Below are 25,349 nucleotides of genomic sequence, written 5' to 3'. Positions count from 1 at the left end.
CAAGATGGCCGGTCAATAAAATGCAGTTACTGATAGCCAAACTCTCTGAGAACCCCTTCTTTATTCCGCCAGTCCTTTTTCACCTTAACCCAGAGATCGATAAAGACTTTTGACCCTAACAGCTTTTCAATGTCTTCCCGTGCCGCCTTGCCAATCTCTTTCAAGAGGCCGCCGCCATGTCCAATCACAATTCCCTTTTGGGATTCTCTTTCTACATAAATTACGGCGCGGACATATAGATCGCCGTTATTGCGGGTAGTAATTTCCTCCATATCTACGGCAATGGCATGAGGAATTTCCTCCCGGGTCATATGCAGGACTTTTTCCCGGATTAATTCGGCCATGACTAGCCGTTCCGGCTGGTCTGTTACCATATCCTCCGGATAATATTGAGGACCGGCCTCCAGATATTTTTTGATTTCACCAATCAGTCCTGGAAGATTATCCCGGTTTAAAGCCGAAATGGGCACGACAGCGTTAAAAGAGTGAGCGGTGTTGTAGGTCTCGATAACCGGCAGGAGGTCGGTCCGGGAAACCAGGTCGATTTTATTGATCGCCAAAATCACCGGTGTGTTTACAGCGGCAATACGTTCCAGGATATATTGCTCGCCCGCGCCCATCTTCTGGGTGGCATCCACCACAAAAAGAATTACGTCCACTTCCCGCAAGGTGCTTTCAGATGCGCGCACCATATATTCGCCTAATTTGTGTTTCGGCTTGTGTATACCAGGGGTATCAATAAATAAAATCTGTGCGTCCGGCTGCGTCAGAACACATAGGATCTTATTCCGCGTTGTTTGGGGTTTATCCGACATAATAGCGATTTTTTGCCCGATCAGACTGTTTACCAAGGTGGATTTGCCTACATTGGGACGTCCGACCACAGCCACGAAACCGGATTGATGTCCGTGGGGGGGATTCATATTTGTATTCATGGTTTAGCCACTCCTGTGTCCTATTTTATGAACGAAAGAATTTTCGGCACAAATAAGGCCCAGCCGATAAAGGCCGCTGCAACTGCCGCAATGAATACTGCTCCGGCCGCAACATCCTTGGCGACTTTCGCCAAGGGATGAAAACCGGGAGAAATCAGATCGATCACTGCTTCAATCGCTGTGTTAACCATCTCCGCCGCCAATACCATGGTGACGGTTAACACTAATATCCCTTTTTCAAGAGGAGAAAAATTCAAATACCAGCCCAACACCAAAACCGCTATTGCCGTCAACCCATGCAAGCGCATGTTTGGCTGTGTTTTCAGGCAATACACAAGACCCTGCCAGGCAAAACAAAAGGACTGAAAAATGCGTCCCATAGGATTATTCCTGCCTGACGATATCCAGACGGGACAGGATGCTTTCTTCCTCCTGACGCATGAGGATTTTTTCCGCTGCCTCTTCATGGTCATACCCCAGCAAGTGCAGCATGCCGTGGACCGTAAGGTAGGCAAGCTCCCGCTCCAGGCTATGCCCGTACTCCCTGGCCTGAGACTCAGCCATTTCTAAGGAAATAATAATATCGCCCAGCAGTGTTGCAATTCCGTCCGGCCCTGCTAAAATTTCCGGTTCATCTCCCTCATTCAAAGCAAAGGATAACACGTCTGTAGGCCTGTCCTTGCCGCGGTACTCCCGGTTTAACTCCTGGATGTACTGATTGTCAGCCAAGGTTACGCTGACCTCATGTCCCGGCGTCAGTTGGTAAACTTCCGCTGCCATCGCCAGGACCGAGGAAATAACCTTCGTAACCGAGGCAGGAACCGGGCTGTCGTCAAAACTGCTTATGATTATTTCCATTCTTTTTCCTCTTTTCCAACTCTTTCATATCAGGATACTCAATCCGCTTATGGAACATGCTCGATAATACTCTAATGAATACGTCTCCGATAGTCTGGAGATCATGCAGCGTCAGATTGCAGTCATCTAGCTGACCATCATGCAACCGCTCCCGGATCATTTTTCGCACGGTAGCTTCGATCCGGTTCACATTGGGTTTAGCCAGAGATCGTACGGCCGCTTCGCAGACATCTGCCAGCATGACCAAGGCGACTTCTTTCGTCTGAGGTCTGGGACCCTCGTAGCGAAAATCTTCCTCCACGATACATTCACTGTGCTCATTTTCCGTGGCCAGTTTATAAAAATAAGAAACCAGACTCGTTCCATGGTGTTGTTGAATCATATCAGCAATCACCTGAGGCAGTTTATGTTCCCGGCACAGATCCAGCCCGTCTTTCACATGAGAGGTAATGATCAGGGTACTGAGGGTGGGTGCAATCTTATCATGGGGATTTTCCGGATCCGTTTGGTTCTCAACAAAAAAGTAAGGACGCTTAATTTTGCCGATATCGTGATAATAGGCGCCAACCCGGGCAACAACAGGGTCCGCTCCGATCACATCGGCTGCCGTTTCGGCCAGGTTTCCCACCAAAATACTATGGTGATAGGTTCCCGGCGCTTCTAATAACAGCCGCTGCAGGAGGGGATGATTGGGCTTGGCGATATCCAGCAATTTAATCGGAGTGGTAATATGAAAGGTATTTTCCAGATACGGCAGGAGACCGGTGGCAATTACCGCCGCAGCGATGCCGCTAAACACACCTTTTGCCGCTTCACGCAGGACCAGCGCCGAGTCAATTTGTTCGATGCAGCCGGTTGCAATAATGATCAAGCAATTGATTCCTGCGATCCAAAATCCGGCTCGGGCTAGACTATAGCCGTGAGCGGTAAACCGGGAAACACTGAATACGCCGGCCACGCTGCCCATAAGGGCAAAGGTAACCACCCGCAGATCTTGGTCGGCAATCACGCCAAAGAGCACCGATAAGGCCACGCTGATGATCAGACCTACCCGAGGATTCACCAAAAGAGCCGTCAACACGCCGCCGACAGCTATTGGCGCCGCAAAGTCGCTATAGTAGTGAGCGACTTTCACCAGCAGCAAAGTAACCCAGGAAATCAATCCAATCAAAAGAAGCTTTGCCTCACTCTGATAGACCGGGTTGGCAAATTGGTAAAAATAAAAAACCAGCAAGGTAATGAGAACCAGAACCAGCACGGCCAGACCCGCGATCCGGCTTAGCTGGAGTTCTCCCTGGTGCAGACCCAGTTCTTCCATGATCTGAATCTGCTCCGCTGTTACAACGTCTCCCTTGCGGACCAGAACCTGCCCTTTCTTCACCGTCTCCCTTACCGGCTCTACACTGGCCAAAGCCGCTTTTTTCCGTTTATCGGTTTCCCGTTCATTGAAAATGAAATTTGGCTGCAGCAGATTTTGCGTCATACCGGCCACCACAGCTTCCTCTTTTGACGCCAATCCCAATTGCCCCACTTCCGCCGGAATCTGCTTGCGGATGATCTCTATCTCATTGTCGCGGATGCCTCGCTGCAGATATTGTCGCAAGAGGTTTTTTACGGCCGGTTCCGTTCCGTCCAAATCCCCGTGGCTCAGCTGCGCCAAGTCAGCAGCCAGCGTTCGCGGCAAAGGAACCGGAATTCTGGCGAGAATACTCTCGGTTTTTTGGGCTAATGTCAGACCGGCCTCGCCGGTTTGCTCCCGGACAACGCGATAGACTGCCGTCACGGTTTCTTCCTGTCTGGCGATAACGGATACATCCAAATCATATACAGCGGAAACTCCGGCCAACACTTCCGTCTCTAGCTTTTGGGTTTTGGCAGGATTCACATAGGACATGGTGCGAGAAGCAACAATATCCCGTTCGCTGACTTGTCCGATATCCACCGATACCTTCTCTGTAATCAAATCCGCAGATAAGACCATAACAAATAAGCAAAAAAAGACAGAGCCAGCCAGCCCGCGTCGTACAGCGGGAATTTGCAAAAGATTGGATACCGCAGGAATTTTTTCGAGATTTAGATTCATGCTCTTGTCATCTCCAAAATATCCCGAAAATATGGGTTATCCTTTAGTTTCCCGTTTATCGTATTCTTCATAAGCTTTGATGATTTTTCCAACCATTTCATGCCGTACTACATCACTTTCGTTAAGGTATATTGCATCAATCCCGTTAATGCCTGAAACCACACTAATGGCCGTCTTAAGACCGGACCTATTGCCATGAGGCAAATCAATCTGCGTAATATCGCCGGTAATAACCATCTTGGAACCGAATCCCATACGGGTTAAAAACATTTTCATCTGTTCCGGAGTGGTATTCTGAGCCTCATCCAGGATGATAAAAGAGTCATCCAAGGTTCTACCTCGCATATATGCCAGGGGAGCGACTTCAATAATATTTTTGCTCATATATTTTTGGAAGGTCTCACTGCCCAGGATATCATATAATGCATCATAAAGAGGCCGCAGATAAGGATCTACCTTTTCCTGCAGATCGCCGGGCAAAAATCCCAGCTTCTCGCCGGCCTCCACTGCCGGCCTGGTCAGGATAATCCTCTCCACTTCCTTATTTTTCAAGGAAAAAACTGCCATCGCCACGGCCAGATAAGTTTTCCCGGTTCCGGCAGGTCCTATCCCAAAGGTAATATAATTCTGGCGAATGGCTTCCAGATAGATTCCCTGTCCAATGGTCTTGGGACGAATTTGGCGCCCCTTGGCTGTGACCAAAACCAGGTCGGCAAGCATCTGATGCAAATGTTCTTCGCGTCCTTCCTTGATGGTCCGTATACTGTAACGCACATCATGGGATGTAACAGGGTTTCCTTTACGGTACAGATATAAAAGCTCGGTAAAAACCCGGTGCACTTTCTGAACATCATCAGCCGATCCGGTAATGGCAATTTCATCGCCCCGGGTTACCACCCGGCTGTCGAAATGCCGGTTGATGATCCCTAAGTGTTCGTCATTGCGCCCCAGGACCGCTATTGCTTCCTGATGATCGTTGAAAGAAATGCGTTTTTCCTCTTCCTGCAGCAAATAATGTCCTCCCGGTTGATTTTTTGCTTTGACTTCATCTAAGCCATCGCGTCATAATGGCGCTTTACTGGTGACTCCGATATCCTCCATTGCTTCCATAGTCACCTTCACCCGGATCAGATCGGTTTCCGGCGTTTGCAGCACGGTAACGGTACGGGTCAATATTTCGGCCGATTCCGGCAGAGTTTGATTAATGACCGCCAGAGCTTCGGCCTTGGCATGATCCTGTACTTGTTCCTGGGTATAGGTTATTACTGTGGCTGTAAGTTCATGATAGAGTTTTATAGTACATTCGACAGCTAAGGAGCTATTCCTCCACTGAGGCGCTTTTTTCCGGATGAACTCGGTTTCATAGAGAGCGAAAGGCTGATCCGCAATCTTATTGAAGATGATCTCTCTGTCCCCGCAATGTAGTATAACAGAAACCAGCCGTCTACCGGTCCGTTCCCGCTTCTCCTCCACGAATCCGGCCTCACTGTAACTTTCATACCAGGTGCGGGCTTTGATGATGCCTTTGGCGCGAACCGGCTGCTGCTCGGTCATGCCCCGAATCAGGACATCGCCTTTTCTGACGGTGTCTCCTTTTTTTACCATGGGTTCTCCAGTCAGCACAATGGCTTCGGTCACGATACCGTCCCTGAGGGCTACGATATCAGCGGGAGATTTGTCTTCCTCTTTAGCCGTCGTCTTTTCTACAATCTCGATCATTGCCCGGGTCCCCTGAAAGGTCAGTCCCACCCAGGCCACTTCCGGAATACTCGTCTCAATAGCATTTTCAACCGCTTTAACCTGAATATGATGTTTTACCGCGCCAATCCGTAAACCATTGGTAGTGAGAACGTTCTGCAGGGCCTCCCGGGATACGGTTTTCACGCCGGTTATATCAATAAACCAGATATAGGACGTGAGAATCTGCAAGACAGTCAGGAACAAGACAAAACCAACCACCATCATCTTGCGGCGTTTGATTCGTTTCATGAGAAAGGGCAAACCGCGATAACCCAGTACCCGGATACGGCACTGGCTCTTTTTTACCAAGGGCCGGATGCGGAAAAAATCAGGCAATAGCACATAGGCATATAATTTGTTCTCAGTTTCTATTATGCCCCATAAATAAATTTCCTGCGCCATGCATAAATTAATGAATCGTTCAGGCATCCTGCCGACAATTTCGATGCGAACCGAACCATTAGCATACATCCGCAATTTATGCAATAACACAGGCGCCCCTCCTAATCCCCATAGTGTAATTCCTTAATGCATCCCTCTATCAGCAATTGGTCATACTGGAGATTGCTTAACACCAGATCATTCCCTCGAATAATTAACCCTTCCTGGTGTAGTTGTATGCGGACCAGGGAAGGTGTATATTCCACAATTCCTTTATGATTCTCCACCAACAACTGCATGTTGCCCACCAGGGTGATCCGTGGCAGATCCAGCAGAATGTCCTGAGGAAATTCAAGAAGTCTGGCGATTTGCAGCAATCTTTTTTTATTATGGAATTGCATAACACTCCCCCTTATACACGAATATATGAATCTCCCCTTTAATTCATCACCTTTCCTTACATTATGCAAAAAGACCATCATATGCGATGGTCTTATCTCATCTATCTATTGCTTTTCTGCCATTATAGCCGCTATAGCGGCGCGTTTCCGGAAACGGCCGGCATGGCCTCCTGAGTCCACCTCTCCAGATAATCTTCCAGTTTATGCACCTTCACCGGAGCAGCGAACCGCATATAGTTTGTGGCTACGATCATTTCGCCGCAGTCCAGATTCTTTATCTCATTGCGCTGCTGCAAAATGTCTTTGCGGCACATAGCCTCCAGTTTATTGCGGTCGCCTTTGGCCGCCAGGCCCAGAATAAATAAGGTATTCAGCTGGGACAGCACTTTGTCGGCTAAGAGCCGGGGCTGCTGATCCACCACGCATAATCCCACGTTAAACTTCCTAGCCTCGCTGACTAATTGAGCAAAAGTGTTATTGCTGGTATACTCTTTTTTCCCTAAAAAGCGGTGAGCTTCCTCCAGCACGATCAATACCGGTTTGGCCTGGTCTTTTTCCTCCAATCCCATAGCGGCGCTGTGCTGAAGGATTTTGCGGGACAGAAGCGTCGATAAGGCTTGTTCTCCCACATTGGAGACATTTTTGAGTTCAACCAGAACCACTTTCCCCTGCCGCAGGTCTGCCAGAATAGAACCGACCGAGGACGGCCCCTCCGGCTCCATTTTAAACTCCTGCTGCAGATTCCAACAAACACTTTTAATCTTGCTCAAGGTTCGGGACTGAAATTTTTGCCCGGTGCATCCGGCCAGTTCGTCGGCAATATCCGCCACATCATACTGCAGCACATTGGATACCCACTGATCCTGCCAGACCGAGGATAATTTATACAATGCATCCATCTGGGGCTCCGTAAAAGAAGCGCAGGCAGTAATATCCTCCGGCTCAATGTCGGCAAAACCGACTCCCAGCTTCATTTCATGAGGGGAGTAAGGATTGACGTTATATACCGACAGGCGTTCCTGGGCCATGGGATGCTTGATTAAATCCTGAAAATATTCGTTATGCACATCAAAAATCAATAAACCGTAAGCGCCATTGCCTAACAGTGAACTGGCCAGTACTTTTACCAAGTTACTTTTTCCCGATCCGGTAGTGCCGAAAATCCCCATGTGTTCCGGAATGGATTTGGCCCCGTAAATACCCACCGGCAGGGAAATCACCCCGCGGCCGCTCTTCAATAAGCCAAATTCCAGATCTCCCTTTAATTCCGAAAGCAAAGCCGAGTCATCGCTGTCCAGCCCCCTTACTTCACAGAAGAAGTCAGGGCAGGTTTTGGGATTAAACAGGGAACCTGCGGCATCAGAATAGCACAATTGTTCCGCCATAGCGATTTTAACGGTATGATTGCCTCCCAGATAAAAGGCAAGCTCTTCCTGATCAGCCTGCCCGTTTTCATCCAGCTTGCTCATCAGATAATTGACCCCGTTAATGCCGGACCAGCGGGACTTAACCTTAAAATCATGAGCCCGAATATAGAACCTGTCGCCGTTTTTCCCTTCTACCACCAGTATATCGCCAAAATCAACCTCTTGATCAGGAGCAACGACAAATTCTACATAAGTACCTTTAGCGTAAGTCAGACGCCCTTTGTACCCGGTCATGCGCTCGCCCCCTTTTATTTTGCGGTCGGATGCAAATTACAGGCAATTATTTTTAGTGTGTGCAAAAAGATAAAAAAAATAACGGGGAAACCCCGTTATAGAAATGGCAGAAAAATTTCAAACGCGTGAACAGGCCCGCTCCGCAGTATTTGAATATGTGGAAATCTTTTATAACCGCCAGCGGATTCATGCCACCAACGGCTACCGAATTCCTGAAGGTACCTCATTACTTTTTACGGCTTTCATCTCACTATATCCAAAAATCATAATCACTAGCCTAAGCCTCTCTTACCGCTTCCGCCAATCACCCCGTGCCCGAAACGGCTTTATCGCCCGGGGCGCGGCAAGGATTTCAGCGTACATGACCGCATTGATCAAGGTTGCCCGGTCCATCTTTCCTGACCGAGCCGCATCCGACACTGCAGCGTCCTGTGGGTTGAATACAGGAACTTCAGGGGCGGCGGGCAGCGGCGAAGCCATGGGAATTGTGTGAGGTTCCGTGGATGTTCTGCTGTGTATTTTGACAGCATACCTCTCCCTAACTATTTCAGGGCTTCTGTCTGGCCGATCAGGCGCCTGAGGTCGGGGGTGAGGCTGGGGAGTTTTTTTCTTTTTGCCCAACCGTAAGAGTTCCGGCAGGATGTATAAGACAAACAACAGTAACAGTAGAAAATTTAAGTCCATAGAATCACCGCATTATGGCTTGGGCGGCGTGATTGTACTAGTCGCTGGCCCTTCCTTGGCAAGTGTTTCCCGCATTTTTGTATCGGCCAGTATGTTATTCATGTTGTAGTAATCCAATACTCCCATGCGGCCTTCCTGCAGCGCCATGGCCAATGCGTGAGGGATCTCAGCTTCCGCTTCCACCACTTTCGCCTGCATTTCCTGAGTGTATGCCTGCATTTCCTGCTCACGGGCAACCGCCATAGCCCGGCGTTCCTCGGCTTTTGCCTGGGCAATCCGTTTGTCGGCCTCAGCCTGGTCAGTGGTCAATTCTGCACCGATATTGCGTCCTACGTCCACGTCGGCAATATCAATGGACAGGATTTCAAATGCCGTGCCGGCATCTAAGCCTTTGCCAAGGACTGTACGGGAAATGTCGTCAGGATTTTCCAAAACGTGCTTATGATCTTCCGCCGAACCGACGCTGGTGACGATACCCTCGCCTACCCGGGCGATAATCGTCGCTTCACCGGCACCGCCCACCAGGCGATCGATATTGGCCCGTACCGTTACCCGGGCCTTCACTTTTAGTTCAATGCCGTTTTTGGCAACAGCGGATACTACCGGTGTTTCAATGACTTTGGGATTTACGCTCATTTGCACGGCCTCTAAAACATTACGGCCGGCCAGGTCAATGGCGGCGGAACGCTCAAAGGGAAGCGGTATCTGTGCGCGGTGAGCCGCGATCAAGGCATCTACCACCCTGTCCACGTTGCCGCCGGCCAGATAATGAGCCTCCAGCTGATTGACATTGACCTGCAGGCCGGCTTTATTAGCCTTAATCAAAGGCAGAACGATTTGAGAAGGCGGTACCCGGCGCAGCCGCATACCAACCAGATCAAAAATCCCTACGTGCACCCCGGCGGCAATAGCCGAAATCCACAGTCCGATGGGAACAAAATGCAAAAAGAGCGAAACACCGATGAAAAATAAGAATAGAATCACCACACTGCCGATTAAGCCACTTAACATTAATTCTGCTCCTCCTCATTAATAGTATTAGTATGGGGCAAAGGTTTAACCACGATTCGGTTTGCTGAAACATCCACCACCTTTACTATAGAACCGGGGTTAATAAATTGCCCCCCGGATATGACATCCAGCTGTACACCGTCAATTTCAACGGTGCCGGCCGGGCGCAATAATGTCAAAGCCTTGCCGGTGCGTCCGAGGTAAATGCTGTAATCAATGCCGCTCACATAGCCTGATTGAGTATCTTCTGACTCTTTCAGCACCATTTTGGCCCAGAGCCGGCTCGAGGGCAGAAATCGCAGGATCAGCAAAAATAAAAGCAAAGAGATGATAATGCTGACAGCCAGAATATTCAAGGCGCCGAGCCCTCCACCCAGAGTTAGGAACAAACTGACCAAAATGCAGCCAACGCCGGTTATACCGAACAGTCCCAGGCCGGGCGTATACAATTCAAACAGCACAAAGACAATGCCGAGTAAAAACAGTAAGATTTCCAGCCAGCCAGCCAGGCCAGTGATCCATTGACTGCCAAAGAACAGACCTGCCGCGACCAGGCCGACAATCGCCGCAACCCCCATTCCGGCTGTTTTTATTTCCGTCATGACGGCTAAAAAGAGAACAGACAGCAGCAAGGATTTAACTGTAGGGTTGGACAGTAACCCGGCCGCCCTCTCCTGCCAGCCCAGGACATGCTCTATGACCGGAACATCGCCTAATGAATAGTGAGCCAGGACAGTGGCTCTTTCGCTGGCGATCAGATCAGCGTAACCCACTTCTTTGGCCTGATAGTCGGTTAATGCCAATATCTTGCCGGGTTCTACATAGCCGGGATAACCCAGGGATTTGTCAACCATGGCTTCAGCAACTTGGGCATTGCGACCGGTTTTAGAGGCGGTGGCCGCAAATTCCGCCTTGAGGGCAGCAACCGTTTTTTCGGTGGTCGGAATCGGTTCTGCCGCGCCAATACTTCCTCCCGGCGCGATGGCGATATGTTTGTGGGAGAGAGAGATCAGCGCACCAGCCGACCATGCCCGGTTTTTGATATAAACAATCGTCTCAAGGGGTGAATCGATCACTACATCGCGAATCTGAACCGCCGCATCTACTGCCCCGCCAAATGTGTCAATCTCCATCAGCACAGCCTGGGCATTTCGGTCTTTGGCCTCATGGTAGGCGCGTTGCACGAGGGCTGCCTGCCCGGCATCAATTTCTCCCTTGATCTGAATGACGATGACCGGCCGCTGCTCCGCATAACCGGGATATGGCAGAAACAATAGGGCTAACCATAGAGAGACAAGAGAAAAGAATCGCAGAAATCGTTTTATTCTCAACGGTTGACACTCCTTGTTATCAACTTACAAGATTGCAATATATCCTATTTCGCCGCAAAATATACCATTCCCTTTCCCTGTTGAAGAAAAAGAGTACCTACAGCTTAAAAATCATGTAATGAATTATTTTGTCTTGACTTGTCGAAATACGTATGATAAACTGTTAATGAGGTTAAGTGAAGTTTGTCATTTCTAATATCCAGCTAATGTACTATCAATAATAGTTCTGTTCACACACTTTCTTGATTGCACTTGACAACCTTTCATACAGACTAAACAAAGCAATTTATGCGGCACGCCCATAGTATAACATCTTTAGCAATTATTACTCATGTATAATCTATGCTTCTACTTAACTGTTATAAGACAAGCTTCGGCTTGTCTTATATTTTTTTATTTTCCGCTAAATCAAATGATAACAAAATCCGGCGCCTATGCGGCGCCGGACCCGGAGTTTAACCTAACAATTCTTTTACTATGGAGTTGACCAGTTTGCCATCCGCACGGCCCTTGATTTTAGACATGAGCACGGCCATGACCTTGCCCATCTCTTTAGCGCCCTTAGCCTGGGTTTCCTGGATCGCGGCCGTAACCGCCTGACGCACTTCCGACTCAGTCATTTGCTGGGGGAGATATTGCATCAGGACCTGAACTTCCTGTTCCAGGTTTTCCACTAAATCAGGCCGGTTCCCTTTCCGAAACTCTTCCATGGCGTCCCGGCGCATTTTGACTTCTTTGGCCAGGACTTCAATGACTTCCTCATCGGAAAGCTCTTTTTTGCGGTCAATCTCAACATTTTTTATACTGGCTCTTGTCATGCGGATGACTGATAAGCGGAGTTTCCCCGCCTCTTTATCCTTCATGGCCTGCTTCATATCTTCGATTAACTGCTCTTTTATCGACATAGATACCTCCGAACCCTGAATCAGTATTATGAGGTAGGACAGCCCCTCAGTCCGGCGCCGGGATATGCGAAGGGATAAAGTTACCGTGTGTATGAACTATAGGAGATGCAATTATGCTTTGAACTTACGTTTACGAGCTGCTTCGGATTTCTTTTTGCGCTTTACACTGGGTTTTTCGTAATGCTCGCGCTTCCGAACCTCAGAAAGGACGCCAGCCTTCTGGCAGGTCCGTTTAAACCTGCGGAGCGCACTGTCTAATGACTCATTTTTTCCCACTTTGACTTCTGACATCTGATATCCCTCCCTCCACACAGACCTAGGGGAGCATATTTGTAACAATATACTCAAAAAATTATACACGATAGTGCCAATCATTGTCAACCGGAATCGCTCAGCCTGGCGGCCATTGCATAAATCTTCCACCCAGAATATGATAGTGTAAATGATGAACCGTCTGTCCGCCGTTATCTTTCGTATTAATGACCACGCGAAATCCATCCTGGGCAATTCCCAATTGTTCAGCGATCAGCGGGAGCTTTAGCATGATATGTCCAACAAGGGATTCATCCCCCGACGATAATTCCGTAAGATCGGCCACATGCCTTTTGAGTATTACCAGCACATGAACCGGCGCGGCGGGATTAATATCGTGAAAAGCCAGAATCTGTTCGTCCTGATAAACAATCTTAGCTGGTATCTTTTGGGCTGCGATTTTACAAAATAAACAGTCCTGCACCAGAGCACCTCCCTCCGTTCCGGGATATGCACGACCATGTATTATCTACATTCTGTTTCAAATGAAATTTTCCTGCCAAAATATTGTGAAAAAGATAGAGCCCGACTATACAGATCACGCTATAGGCTATAATTGACCCCATATCCCGTCCTGGAACGTTCTTGTCAGGCAAACTTTATCTACTCTGCCAGGCATAGAAGAATGACCGTCAGCATAAACCCGAATATAGTTGCCGGTCAGGCCCTCTAGTATACCATCCGTACAACCTTCCCACAGAACCTTCTCATGCTGTCCGATAAAAGTCTGGCGAAATTCAATGGCTATCTGCTCGGATGCCTCTTGCAACGCCAAAAAGCGGCATTTTTTTTCCGCTTCCGAAACCTGACCGGTAAAGTTCGCAGCCGGAGTACCCTTGCGGCGGGAATAGGGGAAAATATGGACTTTGGCGAAAGGCATTTGAGTAATAAAAGCCAGGGTCTCCCGAAAGAGTTCCTCAGTCTCACCGGGAAAGCCGATAATGACATCAGTGGAAATAGCGATATCCGGAACCTGCCGCTGAATCTGTCTGATCAGTTGAGCATATTGTTCACAGGTATAATGACGGTTCATGCGCCGTAAAATCTCATCACTGCCGGATTGAAGAGGCAGGTGCAAATGACGGCATAACCGCTCATCCTGCAGCATCAGATCAATCAGGGGCTGGTCAGCTTCAAGGGACTCCAGGGACCCCAGCCGTAAACGCGCCAATCCCTCCACGCCTAAAATCGACCGCACCACATCAGTCAAAGAAACATTCTCTTCCAGGCCTTTTCCGTAAGCTCCCAGATGGATGCCGGTTAAAACGATTTCCTGAAATCCGGCTGCCACCAGTTTACGGCACTCTGCCAAAATACTTTCCAAAGAGCGGGAGCGAAGGGGCCCCCTGGTATAGGGAATAATGCAATAGGTGCAGTAATTTCGGCACCCTTCCTGTATCTTAAGAAAAGCCCGCGTACGGTTTTGTTTAATATGGAGGGGAATATCCTCAAAATGGTCCGCTTCCATGATGCTTCTTACCGCATTGATCGGCAGGCTGGTTTTCACATGTTCTTCCACGATATCTACTATCTTCTGCCGGTCCTGGGTGCCCACCACCACGTCCACGCCGGGGATGCCGGCAATGGTTCCCGGTTCAATCTGAGCGTAACAGCCGGTTACCACGACTGCGGCAGCAGGATTCTGTTTACTGGCCCGCCGGATCAATTGGCGGGATTTTTTCTCGCCGATATGGGTCACGGAACAGGTATTGATGACATAGACATCCGCATAGTCCTGAAAAGCAACTAGTTCATACCCCCGGCTGACAAAGAGTCCTTCCAACGTTTCAGTTTCAAATTGGTTGACTTTGCAACCCAAGGTAGCAAAAGCGACGGTCGGCACTATTACCCTCCCAAATCTCCGCACTCATACATCACTGCGGTTATACCAGCTAAGGCAGCCGTTTCCGTACGCAGGGTCCGTGGCCCCAGAGTGGTTACATTCACATTGTGCTGGCGGCATAAATTCAGTTCATCGGCGCTAAAGCCGCCCTCCGGTCCCACCAGCAGTAAAAAGGAGTTTCGTTTCTGATCTGATAACACCTGCTTAAGGCCCAATACCCGTTCCTGTTCATAAAACATAATCTTTAGGGTATTCCGGTCTGCCTGCGCCAATATATCCGCTAAAGTCTGCACTGGTTCAACCGCAGGAATACGATTCCGTTTGCATTGTTTAGCCGCTTCGGCGGCGATTTTCTGCCATCGGCTGACTCTGCCGGCTTCCTTGTCCTTATTGTACTGCACTACACTATGCTGTCCGGTCCAGGGGATGATTTTGCCAACCCCCAGCTCGACAGTCTTTTGTATGATGAAGTCCATTTTATCCCCCTTAGGCAGACCTTGGGCCAATATGACTTCCACGGATGGTTCATGAGACCCTGCCAGTCTTGCCCGGAGCTGAACCTCCACTTCCTTGGGGTCGGCAGAAGCAATGGATCCTAACGCCGCTTCTCCGTCCCGGCCAACTATTTCGATGGTATCGCCGGGACTCAGGCGCAGCACTCGTGTGATATGGTGTGCATCTTCCCCATAAATATACACGGTGTCAGCCAGCAAGCTCTCCAGAAAAAAACGGTGCATATCAGCCCTTCCTCTGACTGGCGACAATGGCCGCCCATCCACCTTCTTCGATCACTTTTTCCATTTGAAATCCTTGCTCCTGCATGGCCGCAGTCACATCCGCCAGCCTTTCGACAATAATGCCGCTGGCGACAAAGAAACCGCCGACAGTTAACTTTTCTCTCACCATGGGCAGCATGTGAATAATCACATCGGCAATGATATTGGCGACAATCAGGTCAGCCTTGCCGCTGACGCCGGACAGCAGGTCTCCAGCCAATACAGTGACACGGTCCGTCACATGGTTGGCCGCGACATTCTCGGCGGCAACCCGCACGGCCACGGTGTCAAGATCGACTGCCTGAACCATTTTTGCGCCTAATTTGGCGCAGACAATGGCCAATACGCCTGAACCTGTGCCTACATCGAACACAGTCATGCCGGCTTCCGGCTTGACCAATTCTTCCAGCGCCCGGATACACATGGAGGTAGTGGCATGGGTCCCGGTGCCAAAAGCCATTCCCGGGTCCAGTTCTACCACGATATCATCAGGCAGCGGCTCTAATTCCTCCCAGGACGGTTTGATGACGACTTTTTCCCCTACTTTGACCGGATGAAAATAATTCTTCCAGGAAAGAGCCCAGTCCTCATCCTGGACTTCCCGGCGTTGAATCGTGCCTTGCCCTTTGTCAATATCATGCAAAGCTAACTCATTCACACGGTGCTCAAAGAGGCGAAGTTTGTCGTCCAATAAGTCGTCATCCGGCAGATACGCCTTGACAACCACATTTTCCGTGTCCTCGCTTTCGGGGATATCGCAATACTCCCAGGTCCCCGAACGTCGGTAGGAGTTGATCAGTTCCGGGTCTTCGATCACAACTCCGCTGGCGCCAATGTCGTGAAAAATATTGGCTACTGCTTCAGTAGCCTCATGGGTTGTCTGGATGCTGATTTCAGCCCATTTCATGCACATGCCCCCCTGTAGACCCGGTTCTCGCTACATCGACCCAAAAGCATCCTTCATTTTTTTAAAGAATCCTTTTTCTTCAGGGTTGATATTCTCGCCGCCGGCCTTCCCCAATTCCATAAGAAGTTCACGCTGGCGATCATTTAATTTTTGAGGGGTTACCACTTTGACCTTTACCAGCTGATCACCCCGTCCATTGCCTCGCAGAAAGGGAATTCCTCGCCCTTTCATCCGGAGAATGGTTCCGGATTGTGTCCCTTCCGGAATGCGCATAGTTACTTTTCCGTCCAGAGTGGGAACATCCATTTCGTCGCCCAAAGCAGCCTGCACAAAGCTGATAGGAACTTCACAGATCACATCGGCGCCTTCCCGTGTAAACAGTTTGTGCGGCTTAATGAAAATATAAACATATAAGTCACCGGAAGGACCGCCACGCAGTCCGGACTCGCCTTCGCGAGGAACTCTCAGCCGGGAGCCGGTATCCACGCCCGCCGGGATTTTTACGGAGATTTTCCGGTTGCGGCGCACTTTCCCCTGGCCGCGGCATTCCTTGCAGGGACTCGATACGATTTTTCCTTCGCCGTGACAGCGATCGCAGGTTTTTACATTCACCATACGGCCAAAAATCGTGTTTTGAACGACCTGTGTCTGTCCGCTGCCATGACAGACAGGACATGTCTCCGGATGAGTACCGGGCGCCGCGCCGGTTCCCTGGCAGGACGGGCAATCCTCGGTCCTGGGGAGCTGAATTTCAATTTCTGCGCCAAAAGCGGCTTGCTCGAAGGTAATTTCCATATCAAATCGCAGGTCAGAGCCTTTTTCCGGACCTTGTCGCCGGCCGCCACCGCCAAAGGGGGATTGGCCGCCGAAAAACATATCAAAGATATCGCCAAAACCGCCGGCATTCCCGCCGAACCCATTAGCGCCGCCGCCCTGAGACGGGTCAAACGCAGCATGACCAAACTGGTCATACTGCGCGCGACGCTGCGGATCGGACAAGACTTCATAGGCTTCATTGACTTCTTTGAATTTTTCTTCTGCTTCCTTTTTATTGTCAGGATTCACATCAGGATGGTATTGCCGGGCAAGCTTGCGATACGCTTTTTTCAATTCGTCGTCAGAAGCCTGCTTGGATACGCCTAATACTTCGTAATAGTCTCGTTTACTCACAGTATGCACACACCGTCCCAAGCGAATTATTTCTTGTCGTCATCCACCACTTTATATTCGGCATCAACGACTTTTTCGCCTTTGGCCGAGTCTTGCCCTTCGGCGCCGGCGCTAAACCCCTGAGACCCGGCCGCGTCGGAACCAGCGTTTGCGCCTTCGGCATTTTTATACATTTCCGCAGCCAATTCATACAACGGTTTGGACAATTCTTCGGTTTCGGCTTTGATCTTTTCCAGGTCGCTGCCTTCCATGGCTTTCTTCAGCCGGTCAACAGCTGTCTGAATGCTTTCGATTTTTCCCTTATCAGCTTTGTCGCCCATTTCTTTGATTGTTTTTTCGGCCTGATATACCAGGGAGTCGGCGTTATTGCGGACCTCAACCTCTTCTTTGCGTTTCTTGTCCGTCGCCGCGTTGGCTTCGGCTTCCTTGACCATGCGTTCTACTTCATTTTTATCCAAACCGCCGGAAGAAGTGATCGTAATCTTTTGTTCTTTGCCGGTACCGAGGTCTTTGGCGGATACATGCACGATACCGTTGGCATCGATATCAAAAGTCACTTCGATCTTAGGCACGCCCCGGGGAGCGGGAGGAATGCCGCCCAATTCGAACCGCCCCAGAGTTTTATTGTCGCGGGCCATTTCCCGTTCGCCCTGCAGCACATGGATGTCTACCGAAGGCTGACTGTCAGAGGCAGTGGAGAAGATCTGGCTCTTGGCCGTAGGAATAGTGGTATTTCGGTCAATGATCTTGGTAAATACCCCGCCTAGCGTCTCGATGCCCAAAGACAGAGGCGTAACATCCAGGAGCAGTACGTCCTTCACTTCGCCCACCAGTACGCCCGCCTGAATGGCGGCGCCCACAGCGACGCATTCATCCGGGTTAACCCCTTTAAAAGGCTCTTTGCCCAAAAACTTTTTGATAGCTTCCTGGACGGCCGGAATTCGGGTAGAACCACCTACCAGAATGACCTTATTAATATCTTTGGGCTCCAGACCGGCATCACGCAGGGCCTGGCGGGCAGGTCCCATGGTAGCTTCCACCAGATCAGCCGTAAGTTCTTCGAACTTAGCCCGGGTCAAATTCACGTCCAGGTGTTTGGGTCCGGTTTGATCCGCGGTGATAAAGGGCAGATTGATGTTGGTGGTCAGCACGCCGGACAGTTCAATTTTCGCCTTTTCCGCCGCTTCCCGGAGTCTTTGCATGGCCATACGGTCTCCCGACAGGTCCATACCGGTTTCCTTCTTAAATTCGTCAACCAGCCAATTCATAACACGCTCGTCGAAATCGTCACCGCCCAAACGGTTATTGCCGCTGGTAGCCTTCACTTCAAACACGCCGTCGCCCAGTTCCAGGATGGAAACGTCAAAGGTCCCTCCGCCTAAGTCAAAGACCAAAATGGTATGGTCTTCGCCTTTATCCAGGCCGTAAGCCAAAGCCGCCGCCGTAGGCTCATTGATAATCCGCAGCACTTCCAGACCCGCAATGGCGCCGGCATCTTTGGTGGCCTGACGCTGGCTGTCGGAGAAATAGGCCGGTACGGTAATAACCGCCTGGGTTACTTTCTGTCCCAGATAGTTTTCCGCGTCGGTTTTCAGCTTTTGCAGGACCATCGCCGAGATTTCCTGGGGGGTATATTCTTTGTCATCTATCTTTACCTTATGGCTAGTACCCATATGCCGCTTAATGGAACTAATGGTCCGGTCCGGGTTGGATACAGCCTGACGTTTGGCCAATTGCCCCACCAAGCGTTCACCGGTTTTGGAAAATCCTACAACGGAAGGAGTCAGGCGGCTGCCTTCTGTATTAGCGATGACCACCGGCTCGCCACCCTCCATAAATGCCACCACCGAATTGGTAGTCCCTAAATCTATTCCTATTACTTTTGCCATAAATTGTTCCTCCTTAATGTGCCCTAGTGGCCGACTACTTTTACCATACTGGGTCGAATAATTTTTTCTTTTACCATATATCCTTTTTGCAGTTCCTGAATGATCATGCCATCAGGCTGAGCCTCATCTTCCACTCGCATCACCGCTTCATGCAGCTTGGGGTCAAATTGTGTTCCTACAGACTCAATCAGTTTTACTTCCAGCTTTTCCAGGACGGCTTGAAGCTGGCGGTAAATCATCTCTATCCCGGACCGGATGCCGGCGGCATCCTGGCTTTGCCCTGCCGCCAAAGCTCTGTCAAAATTATCGATGACGGGCAGCAACCGGAAAACCAGGTCTTCTGTAACCACTGCCGACAACTCTTCCTTTTCTTGACGCGTTCGGCGTCGGAAATTATCGAAGTCGGCCTGAAGCCGCATATATCGATCATTCCAATCTGCCAGCAGACGGTCTTTTTCCTCGATTACGGCTGTCAACTCCGCCGAGTCGGTAACACTACCGGTTTCAGGGGGACAAGTATCAGAGCCTGCCGCCTGTTGCACTGTCTCTTCTTTTTCTGTCAAAGTTCTTCACCTCGTTATACAAGTTAAGAAGTCAAAAGTCCGGCATGCCGGTTTCTTTCATCTCGCTGCCCGCGCCTTTGGCCGCGTTAGCGCCTTCTTCCCGCTTTTTAATAATGGTATCAATGCGCAGGATGGCCACGGCCACCTCACCGGCCGCTCTCACTGCATGGACCTTTACTAATGTGGGATCTACCACCCCTGTTTCCAGCATATCAATAATCTGCCCTGTATCGCAGTCCACTCCCAGACTGTCCTTGCCGGATCTGACCTGGGAGACAGTTACGTCTTCCACTTTTTCCAGGGGATTGTAGCCGGCATTTTCGACGATCTGCGATAAAGGCTGCTTCAAAGCGTTTACGACGCAATCCACGCCATAAGCCGCCATGCCTTTCACCTGTTCCCGGTGCTTTTCCACCTCATGGGCCACCATAATCTCTAAAGCGCCTCCCCCGGGAACATAACCAGCCTTTACGGCTGCCTGCACACTGGAAGCCGCGTCTTTGGCGATTCGTTCCCGCTCGCCGACGATTTCCTGAGTTGCCGCCCCTACCACAATCGTGGCCATGGGCTTGCCCTTGCCGCCCAGGATGCGGATCTGCTCCAGTTTTTCATCTTCAAACACCTGGGAGGCATAGCCCAGATATTTTTCCATATCCTCCGGATCTTTCTTGAGACCGGTTCGTTTTACCATGCGGGCGCCGGTATGGTCCGCCGCCCGGCGCAAATCTTTGGCTGCCACTCGTTGGACCACCAGAACCCCTGCATCAGTCAGGATTTCCTCGGCCGCGTCATGGACGCCCCGGTCCACCAAAACCGCTTTAATCCCCATATCCACTATTTTACGCATATTGGCTTTAAATTCTTCCTGTAATTCTATGTAACGTTTAAATCCAGACTCCGTACCTAAGGCTTCATCGCTCATTTCTTCCGGCTCCAGCGCGTCGTCAATCAACAAAACCTTAACGTCGGTCAGTTTCACCGGCATTTCTTTATTCATTCTTTCCTTATCAATGACGACTCCCAGAAAAACTTCATTTTCCGCCCCTTCTTCCGCGGTAATGGTTTCTGACAGACGGAAGGCAGGCTCGGCTAATTTCTCTCTGCCGACCAATCGAGCAGCTTCCACCACCAAATCGGCGATATCGGTATGTTCCCGCCCGGCAATCATTGCAATCTGTCGCAGCACCAGACTGTTCAAATCGTCCATGGGCCGGCTGCGCGTTCGAATTCTTTCCAGAGCGGCCGCTACGCCATGTTTTACCCCTTCGATCACACGGGCTACCGGAACGCCGCGCATCACTTGATTTACGCCTTCCGCCACCAAACTTCCGGCCAGGAGAGTGGTCGTGGTTGTGCCGTCTCCCACTTCGGATTGCTGTGCCTTGGCAGTATTAATCAACATCTTGGCTGCCGGATGGTTGACATCCATTTTGTCAAGGATGGTAACACCGTCATTTGTGATGATCACTTCGCCGAAACGGTCTACCAGCATGGTATCCAGACCCTTGGGGCCTATCGTTCCTTCAATGGCAGCAGTGGTTGCTCTCACCGCATTGGCATTGGTCAGCAATGCCGCTAGCCGCTCATCAACCTCCGCTCCACTGCCGGCTTGCTTTAAGTTCATACTGTCATCCCCATTCTATGAGCTCAGCTGCGCCTCGAATCCAAGAACCGTTCATAGTTGAAGTACGCTGATGAGTCTTTCTCAACGGTTCCCTGCTATATGCCATATTTTTTGAGCACCTCCCCCAAATGACTATGCATAAAGTCTAATACCGCCATAATTTTAGCGTATTCCATCCGGGTAGGTCCCAAAATAGCCACAGCCCCCACGACCTGCCCATCAATCCGGTAAGTGGCCTGAGCCATGCTGCAGTTCTGGATGCCGCTGTATTTATTTTCGCCGCCAATGGTAACGACGACACCATCACTGTCATGCATTTGAAAGATGTCAAACAGTACTTTTTCTTCCTCTAAAGTAGCCAGCAGATTCTGCACTTTATCTACGTCGCGGAACTCAGGCTGATTGAGTAATTGGGCTGCGCCTCCCATGTAGACCTTTTGGTTTTTTTCACTCACTATCTGGCGAATGACTTCCAAGGCACCGTCCACCACCGCCGGATCAGGCAAAATATGCTGCTGGATTTCCTGAAACAGTGATTTTTTAATCTGATCAAAAGAGACTCCGTATAAGCGATCGTTAAAAGCGGCAGCAATGCGCTGCAGGTCTTGCAGCGAGGTGCCTTCCGGAATTTCCATCAGCTTGTTTTCTATTAAGCCGGTATTGGTTACAATCAGGACAATTACTCGCTGCTCATCAAAGGGCAGAAACTGGAGATATTTGAACGTACACTGATCCACAGGCGGCGCCAGCACCAAAGACACGTTACGGGTCATCCGGGACAATATTTTGGCAGTCTCTTGGAATACCTCGTCAACCCGTCTGGCTTTTGCCTGATACCAATGATTAATCATCACAATATCATTTTCTGAGATGCGATGGGGGGACAGCAGGCAGTCTACGTAAAAACGGTAGCCCTTGGCGGAAGGAATGCGTCCCGCCGAGGTGTGGGGCTGTTCCAAATAGCCTAAAAGTTCTAAATCCGCCATCTCATTCCGGATGGTTGCGGGGCTGATGCCCAATTCATATTTCCGCGCAATAGTACGGGAGCCTATCGGTTCGGCAGTGGAAACATAATCTTCAATAATCGCCTGCAAAATCTTGCGTTTTCGTTCATCGAGCATATTACCCACTCCCGTGCGCTCATTGTTAGCACTCAACTCAAACGAGTGCTAACGCCTATTAAAAAAATACCATTTGTTTGGGTCGATGTCAAGGATATTTCCGCAAATTCAATGGGTGCCCATTCTAAAGGCTCTTTGCGCTATTCTTCCGGCAGAAAATCGGCAAAAATTTGATTGCTGTATTTCAGTCCGGCGGATGATAAAAAAGCACTTCGGTCTGTTAGAATCAATAATTGTTTATTGATTAGCTTCGGCAGTACATCCCGGTAATATTCTTGAAAATCCATGCCAAAACGATCGGAAAAATCAGAGAAGCAGAGGCCCTGTATTGTTCTCATCGCCAAAAAGGTATATTCGGCAATCGCTATCGGGTTGGGAATGATTTCTGTCTCCGCCACCGGCGATGCCCCTTGGCGAATTCGTTCAATGTACTCCGCCACATGATCGTTATTGGCCATTCTTTTATCTCCCAGAAAGGAATAAGCGGCAGCACCTATACCGATGTAAGGTTGATAATGCCAATACTTCAGATTATGCCGGCATTCGTAATCGCTCTGGGCGTAGTTGGAAATTTCATAGCGATTATAGCCCAGCTGAGGTAAGACTTCCGTAACATACTCATACATGTCGGTTTCCGCCTCTTCTGCCGGAAGATGCAGTAGCCCCCGGCTGAGCTGGTTCGCCAGGATAGTGGTCGGTTCGACTGTTAAGGAGTAGGCTGATATATGCCGGACACCCAGACTGCAGGCTATGGCAATGCTATCCTTCAGATCGCTCATCACCTGCCCGGGCAATCCAAGCATCAGGTCAATATTGATATTATCAAAGCCGGCTTGGTGCGCCCAAACAACTGCTTCCCGTCCTTCTTGAGCTGTATGAATTCTTCCCAGCATCTTGAGCAAACGGTCCTGAAAGGCCTGTACGCCAAAGCTGATTCGGTTGATGCCCAGGCTGCGCAGGAGTTTTAATTTTACTCGATCAACCGTACCCGGATTGGCTTCCATAGAAATTTCCGCATTGTTTGTTAAATGAAAATGGCCGGAGAGAGTCTCCATGATCTGCGTCACCAAAGAATCAGTCAATAACGTCGGCGTACCGCCGCCAATATAGACAGTGTCAATCCGTCGGTGCGTGAAAAGACCGCCCTGGTCGGCGATTTCCCGACACAAGGCGGCGACATAATCCGGAAATATTGCCTCACTATCTGTATATGAAACAAAGTCACAGTAATAGCACTTTTGACGGCAAAATGGGATATGAATATAGAGTCCCAGATTGTTTTGAGCCGCTTCCATTGAATTTAGAATTTCTGCATTCATAGATCAATCCATTTTCAGGATGGCCATAAAGGCCTCCTGGGGTAGTTCCACGCTGCCCACCTGTTTCATTCGCTTCTTGCCTTCCTTTTGTTTTTCCAGCAATTTGCGCTTACGCGTGATATCGCCGCCGTAACACTTGGCCAGCACATCCTTGCGCATGGCTCTTACCGTTTCACGGGCAATGACCTTATTGCCGATAGCTGCCTGAATAGGTATCTCAAACATTTGGCGGGGAATTATTTCTCTAAGTTTTTCGGCCAGCATGCGTCCCCGGAAGGCCGCTTTGTCGCGATGGACAATAACACTAAGAGCATCCACCGGCTCACCGTTCAGCAAGATGTCCAGTTTAACCAAGTCAGATTTAAAATCACCGATCAATTCATAATCCAGGGAGGCATATCCCCTGGTAGAGGATTTCAGCCGATCAAAATAATCGTAAATGATCTCGCTCAAAGGGATATGATAGGTAATCATCACACGGGTCGTATCCAGATATTTCATATCTTTAAATTCGCCCCGTTTTTCCTGGGACAGTTCCATGACCGCTCCCACGAAGTCATTGGGTACGATGACAACAGCCTTAACATAAGGCTCATCGATATGGTCAATTTCCTGAGGAGTGGGCATCCGGGCCGGATTGTCAATATCCAGCACCTCGCCGTCAGTTTTATACACTTTATAAATAACACTGGGAGCAGTGGTGATCAGGTCCAGATTATATTCCCGTTCCAAGCGTTCCTGGATCACGTCCATGTGCAATAATCCCAGGAAGCCGCAGCGAAAGCCAAAGCCTAACGCAATGGAGGTTTCCGGCTCATAGACCAGAGAAGCATCGTTCAGTTTCAGCTTGTCCAAGGCATCCCTAAGAGTATCATAGTCTGTGCTGTCAACCGGATACAAGCCGCAATACACCATGGGAGTAATTTTCCGGTATCCTGGCAGAGCCGCTTGTGTTGGATTGTCAGCATCAGTCACCGTATCCCCGACCCGGGTATCCTTGACATTTTTAATGCTGGCGGCCACAAAACCTACTTGACCCGCTTCCAATTCATCCACATTCATTAAATATGGACGGAAAATACCTACTTCAGTAACCTCGAATCGTTTGTCAGTGGCCATAAATTTGATGGTCATACCGGGTGCAACTCGTCCTTCAAAGACGCGCACATAAACAATGACTCCTTTATAGGCGTCAAAGTGAGAGTCAAAAATCAAGGCCTGCAGGGGGTTGTTGACTTTACCGCCGGGAGGCGGGATTTTTTTGACAATAGCTTCTAAAATTTCTTCAATGCCAATCCCAGTTTTAGCACTGGCAAGAACCGCATCCGAAGTATCCAAGCCGATGACTTCTTCAATTTCATTTTTTACCTTTTCCGGTTCGGCGCTGGGCAGATCGATTTTATTAATAACGGGAATGATTTCTAAATCATGATCCAACGCCAGATACACATTAGCCAGGGTTTGAGCCTCAATGCCCTGTGCTGCGTCAACGACCAGCAAGGCGCCTTCACAGGCCGCCAGACTGCGGGATACTTCATAGGTGAAGTCCACATGCCCCGGTGTATCAATTAAGTTCAACATATAAGTTTCGCCGTTTTTAGCGGTATATGTGAGCCTTACGGCCTGGGCCTTAATGGTAATGCCCCGTTCACGCTCCAGGTCCATTTGATCTAAGATCTGATCTTCCATTTCCCGGGCCGACAAAGTACCGGTATACTCCAGCAACCGATCCGCAAGCGTGGATTTCCCATGATCAATATGGGCAATAATACAGAAATTGCGAATATGCGACGTATCCAACAGCCACAGACCTCCGTTTTAGCATTCAATACACT

The 25,349-nt window shown here is 49.6% G+C and carries 23 protein-coding genes and 1 pseudogene; 1 reads left to right on the top strand and 23 read right to left on the bottom strand.

Annotated features, from left to right (window positions below; all coding sequences use genetic code 11):
* Positions 1 to 26 precede the first annotated feature (26 nt).
* The 8 genes from era to ALO_RS13005 all read right to left on the bottom strand — a co-directional run bounded on the left by era (position 27) and on the right by ALO_RS13005 (position 8,059).
* Positions 27 to 935 carry a GTPase Era gene (gene era / locus ALO_RS13040; protein ID WP_004096702.1) on the bottom strand — a complete coding sequence of 303 codons (909 nt, stop codon included), beginning with the start codon at positions 933 to 935 and terminating at the stop codon, positions 27 to 29.
* Between the two features lie 20 nt (positions 936 to 955).
* On the bottom strand, positions 956 to 1,315 hold the full coding sequence (locus ALO_RS13035; RefSeq protein WP_004096699.1) for a diacylglycerol kinase family protein: 360 nt from the start codon (positions 1,313 to 1,315) through the stop codon (positions 956 to 958).
* 4 nt (positions 1,316 to 1,319) lie between these two features.
* Complete coding sequence (gene ybeY, locus ALO_RS13030) at positions 1,320 to 1,793, bottom strand: rRNA maturation RNase YbeY (RefSeq protein ID WP_004096696.1); 474 nt, start codon at positions 1,791 to 1,793, stop codon at positions 1,320 to 1,322.
* Complete coding sequence (locus tag ALO_RS13025; protein ID WP_004096695.1) at positions 1,768 to 3,876, bottom strand: HD family phosphohydrolase; 2,109 nt, start codon at positions 3,874 to 3,876, stop codon at positions 1,768 to 1,770. Before ALO_RS13025 ends, ybeY begins: the two co-directional genes overlap by 26 nt.
* 36 nt (positions 3,877 to 3,912) lie before the next feature.
* The gene (locus ALO_RS13020) at positions 3,913 to 4,887 is read right to left on the bottom strand and encodes a PhoH family protein (RefSeq protein WP_004096694.1); all 975 of its coding nucleotides are present in this window, start codon (positions 4,885 to 4,887) and stop codon (positions 3,913 to 3,915) included.
* Between the two features lie 51 nt (positions 4,888 to 4,938).
* Entirely contained in the window at positions 4,939 to 6,108 is a 1,170-nt protein-coding gene (gene yqfD, locus ALO_RS13015) for a sporulation protein YqfD (RefSeq protein ID WP_004096691.1), read from the bottom strand.
* A gap of 11 nt (positions 6,109 to 6,119) precedes the next feature.
* Complete coding sequence (gene yqfC / locus ALO_RS13010; RefSeq protein ID WP_004096689.1) at positions 6,120 to 6,398, bottom strand: sporulation protein YqfC; 279 nt, start codon at positions 6,396 to 6,398, stop codon at positions 6,120 to 6,122.
* Positions 6,399 to 6,529: 131 nt separating this feature from the next.
* Positions 6,530 to 8,059: an ATP-binding protein gene (locus ALO_RS13005; RefSeq protein ID WP_004096688.1), complete on the bottom strand. Its 1,530-nt coding sequence runs from the start codon at positions 8,057 to 8,059 to the stop codon at positions 6,530 to 6,532.
* Between the two features lie 115 nt (positions 8,060 to 8,174).
* On the opposite strand from ALO_RS13005, the pseudogene ALO_RS22125 reads away from it, so the two are divergent.
* Positions 8,175 to 8,273: pseudogene (locus ALO_RS22125) on the top strand (IS3 family transposase); the annotation flags it as partial.
* 482 nt (positions 8,274 to 8,755) lie between these two features.
* Here the strand turns inward: ALO_RS22125 and floA are convergent.
* From floA to lepA, 15 genes are all read right to left on the bottom strand, one after another.
* Complete coding sequence (floA, locus tag ALO_RS12995; RefSeq protein ID WP_004096683.1) at positions 8,756 to 9,754, bottom strand: flotillin-like protein FloA; 999 nt, start codon at positions 9,752 to 9,754, stop codon at positions 8,756 to 8,758.
* The gene (locus ALO_RS12990; protein ID WP_004096681.1) at positions 9,754 to 11,085 is read right to left on the bottom strand and encodes an NfeD family protein; all 1,332 of its coding nucleotides are present in this window, start codon (positions 11,083 to 11,085) and stop codon (positions 9,754 to 9,756) included. The genes floA and ALO_RS12990 overlap by 1 nt, the downstream gene beginning before the upstream one ends.
* Before the next feature lie 455 nt (positions 11,086 to 11,540).
* A complete protein-coding gene (locus ALO_RS12985) occupies positions 11,541 to 11,990 on the bottom strand; it encodes a GatB/YqeY domain-containing protein (protein WP_004096680.1) in 450 nt (149 codons plus the stop codon).
* Positions 11,991 to 12,101: 111 nt separating this feature from the next.
* Positions 12,102 to 12,281 carry a 30S ribosomal protein S21 gene (gene rpsU, locus ALO_RS12980; protein WP_004096679.1) on the bottom strand — a complete coding sequence of 60 codons (180 nt, stop codon included), beginning with the start codon at positions 12,279 to 12,281 and terminating at the stop codon, positions 12,102 to 12,104.
* A gap of 100 nt (positions 12,282 to 12,381) precedes the next feature.
* Positions 12,382 to 12,729 carry a histidine triad nucleotide-binding protein gene (locus ALO_RS12975; RefSeq protein WP_040293417.1) on the bottom strand — a complete coding sequence of 116 codons (348 nt, stop codon included), beginning with the start codon at positions 12,727 to 12,729 and terminating at the stop codon, positions 12,382 to 12,384.
* Between the two features lie 123 nt (positions 12,730 to 12,852).
* Positions 12,853 to 14,145, bottom strand: a complete 1,293-nt coding sequence (gene mtaB / locus ALO_RS12970) for a tRNA (N(6)-L-threonylcarbamoyladenosine(37)-C(2))-methylthiotransferase MtaB (RefSeq protein WP_004096677.1) — start codon at positions 14,143 to 14,145, stop codon at positions 12,853 to 12,855.
* A 2-nt stretch (positions 14,146 to 14,147) separates the two neighbouring features.
* Positions 14,148 to 14,882 (bottom strand): 16S rRNA (uracil(1498)-N(3))-methyltransferase, encoded by a 735-nt coding sequence (locus tag ALO_RS12965; protein WP_004096675.1) that lies wholly within the window; start codon positions 14,880 to 14,882, stop codon positions 14,148 to 14,150.
* Position 14,883: 1 nt separating this feature from the next.
* On the bottom strand, positions 14,884 to 15,828 hold the full coding sequence (prmA, locus tag ALO_RS12960; protein ID WP_004096673.1) for a 50S ribosomal protein L11 methyltransferase: 945 nt from the start codon (positions 15,826 to 15,828) through the stop codon (positions 14,884 to 14,886).
* A gap of 30 nt (positions 15,829 to 15,858) precedes the next feature.
* On the bottom strand, positions 15,859 to 16,998 hold the full coding sequence (dnaJ, locus tag ALO_RS12955; protein WP_004096670.1) for a molecular chaperone DnaJ: 1,140 nt from the start codon (positions 16,996 to 16,998) through the stop codon (positions 15,859 to 15,861).
* Positions 16,999 to 17,024: 26 nt separating this feature from the next.
* Positions 17,025 to 18,887: a molecular chaperone DnaK gene (gene dnaK, locus ALO_RS12950; protein WP_004096665.1), complete on the bottom strand. Its 1,863-nt coding sequence runs from the start codon at positions 18,885 to 18,887 to the stop codon at positions 17,025 to 17,027.
* 23 nt (positions 18,888 to 18,910) lie between these two features.
* Positions 18,911 to 19,450, bottom strand: coding sequence for a nucleotide exchange factor GrpE (gene grpE / locus ALO_RS12945; protein WP_004096663.1), 540 nt, complete (start codon positions 19,448 to 19,450; stop codon positions 18,911 to 18,913).
* 31 nt (positions 19,451 to 19,481) lie between these two features.
* Complete coding sequence (locus tag ALO_RS12940; protein WP_004096657.1) at positions 19,482 to 21,074, bottom strand: TCP-1/cpn60 chaperonin family protein; 1,593 nt, start codon at positions 21,072 to 21,074, stop codon at positions 19,482 to 19,484.
* A gap of 95 nt (positions 21,075 to 21,169) precedes the next feature.
* Positions 21,170 to 22,195 carry a heat-inducible transcriptional repressor HrcA gene (hrcA, locus tag ALO_RS12935; protein WP_004096655.1) on the bottom strand — a complete coding sequence of 342 codons (1,026 nt, stop codon included), beginning with the start codon at positions 22,193 to 22,195 and terminating at the stop codon, positions 21,170 to 21,172.
* Between the two features lie 140 nt (positions 22,196 to 22,335).
* Positions 22,336 to 23,514: a radical SAM family heme chaperone HemW gene (gene hemW / locus ALO_RS12930; RefSeq protein WP_004096654.1), complete on the bottom strand. Its 1,179-nt coding sequence runs from the start codon at positions 23,512 to 23,514 to the stop codon at positions 22,336 to 22,338.
* Between the two features lie 3 nt (positions 23,515 to 23,517).
* On the bottom strand, positions 23,518 to 25,314 hold the full coding sequence (gene lepA / locus ALO_RS12925; RefSeq protein ID WP_004096653.1) for a translation elongation factor 4: 1,797 nt from the start codon (positions 25,312 to 25,314) through the stop codon (positions 23,518 to 23,520).
* Between the last annotated feature and the right edge of the window lie 35 nt (positions 25,315 to 25,349).

This window comes from Acetonema longum DSM 6540 (assembly GCF_000219125.1).
In the GTDB taxonomy this organism is placed as follows: Bacteria; Bacillota; Negativicutes; order Sporomusales; family Acetonemataceae; genus Acetonema; species Acetonema longum.
This window is presented reverse-complemented; position numbering and strand designations above follow the sequence as displayed.

Bases quoted from the DNA above. Each gene is read 5' to 3' on its own strand.
- floA (WP_004096683.1), bottom strand. From the start codon at position 9,754: ATGTTAAGTGGCTTAATCGGCAGTGTGGTGATTCTATTCTTATTTTTC.
- era (WP_004096702.1), bottom strand. From the start codon at position 935: ATGAATACAAATATGAATCCCCCCCACGGACATCAATCCGGTTTCGTG.
- prmA (WP_004096673.1), bottom strand. From the start codon at position 15,828: ATGAAATGGGCTGAAATCAGCATCCAGACAACCCATGAGGCTACTGAA.
- hrcA (WP_004096655.1), bottom strand. From the start codon at position 22,195: ATGCTCGATGAACGAAAACGCAAGATTTTGCAGGCGATTATTGAAGAT.
- ybeY (WP_004096696.1), bottom strand. From the start codon at position 1,793: ATGGAAATAATCATAAGCAGTTTTGACGACAGCCCGGTTCCTGCCTCG.
- ALO_RS12985 (WP_004096680.1), bottom strand. From the start codon at position 11,990: ATGTCGATAAAAGAGCAGTTAATCGAAGATATGAAGCAGGCCATGAAG.
- ALO_RS13025 (WP_004096695.1), bottom strand. From the start codon at position 3,876: ATGAATCTAAATCTCGAAAAAATTCCTGCGGTATCCAATCTTTTGCAA.
- ALO_RS12965 (WP_004096675.1), bottom strand. From the start codon at position 14,882: ATGCACCGTTTTTTTCTGGAGAGCTTGCTGGCTGACACCGTGTATATT.
- dnaK (WP_004096665.1), bottom strand. From the start codon at position 18,887: ATGGCAAAAGTAATAGGAATAGATTTAGGGACTACCAATTCGGTGGTG.
- hemW (WP_004096654.1), bottom strand. From the start codon at position 23,514: ATGAATGCAGAAATTCTAAATTCAATGGAAGCGGCTCAAAACAATCTG.
- yqfC (WP_004096689.1), bottom strand. From the start codon at position 6,398: ATGCAATTCCATAATAAAAAAAGATTGCTGCAAATCGCCAGACTTCTT.
- ALO_RS13005 (WP_004096688.1), bottom strand. From the start codon at position 8,059: ATGACCGGGTACAAAGGGCGTCTGACTTACGCTAAAGGTACTTATGTA.
- ALO_RS13035 (WP_004096699.1), bottom strand. From the start codon at position 1,315: ATGGGACGCATTTTTCAGTCCTTTTGTTTTGCCTGGCAGGGTCTTGTG.
- rpsU (WP_004096679.1), bottom strand. From the start codon at position 12,281: ATGTCAGAAGTCAAAGTGGGAAAAAATGAGTCATTAGACAGTGCGCTC.
- ALO_RS12940 (WP_004096657.1), bottom strand. From the start codon at position 21,074: ATGAACTTAAAGCAAGCCGGCAGTGGAGCGGAGGTTGATGAGCGGCTA.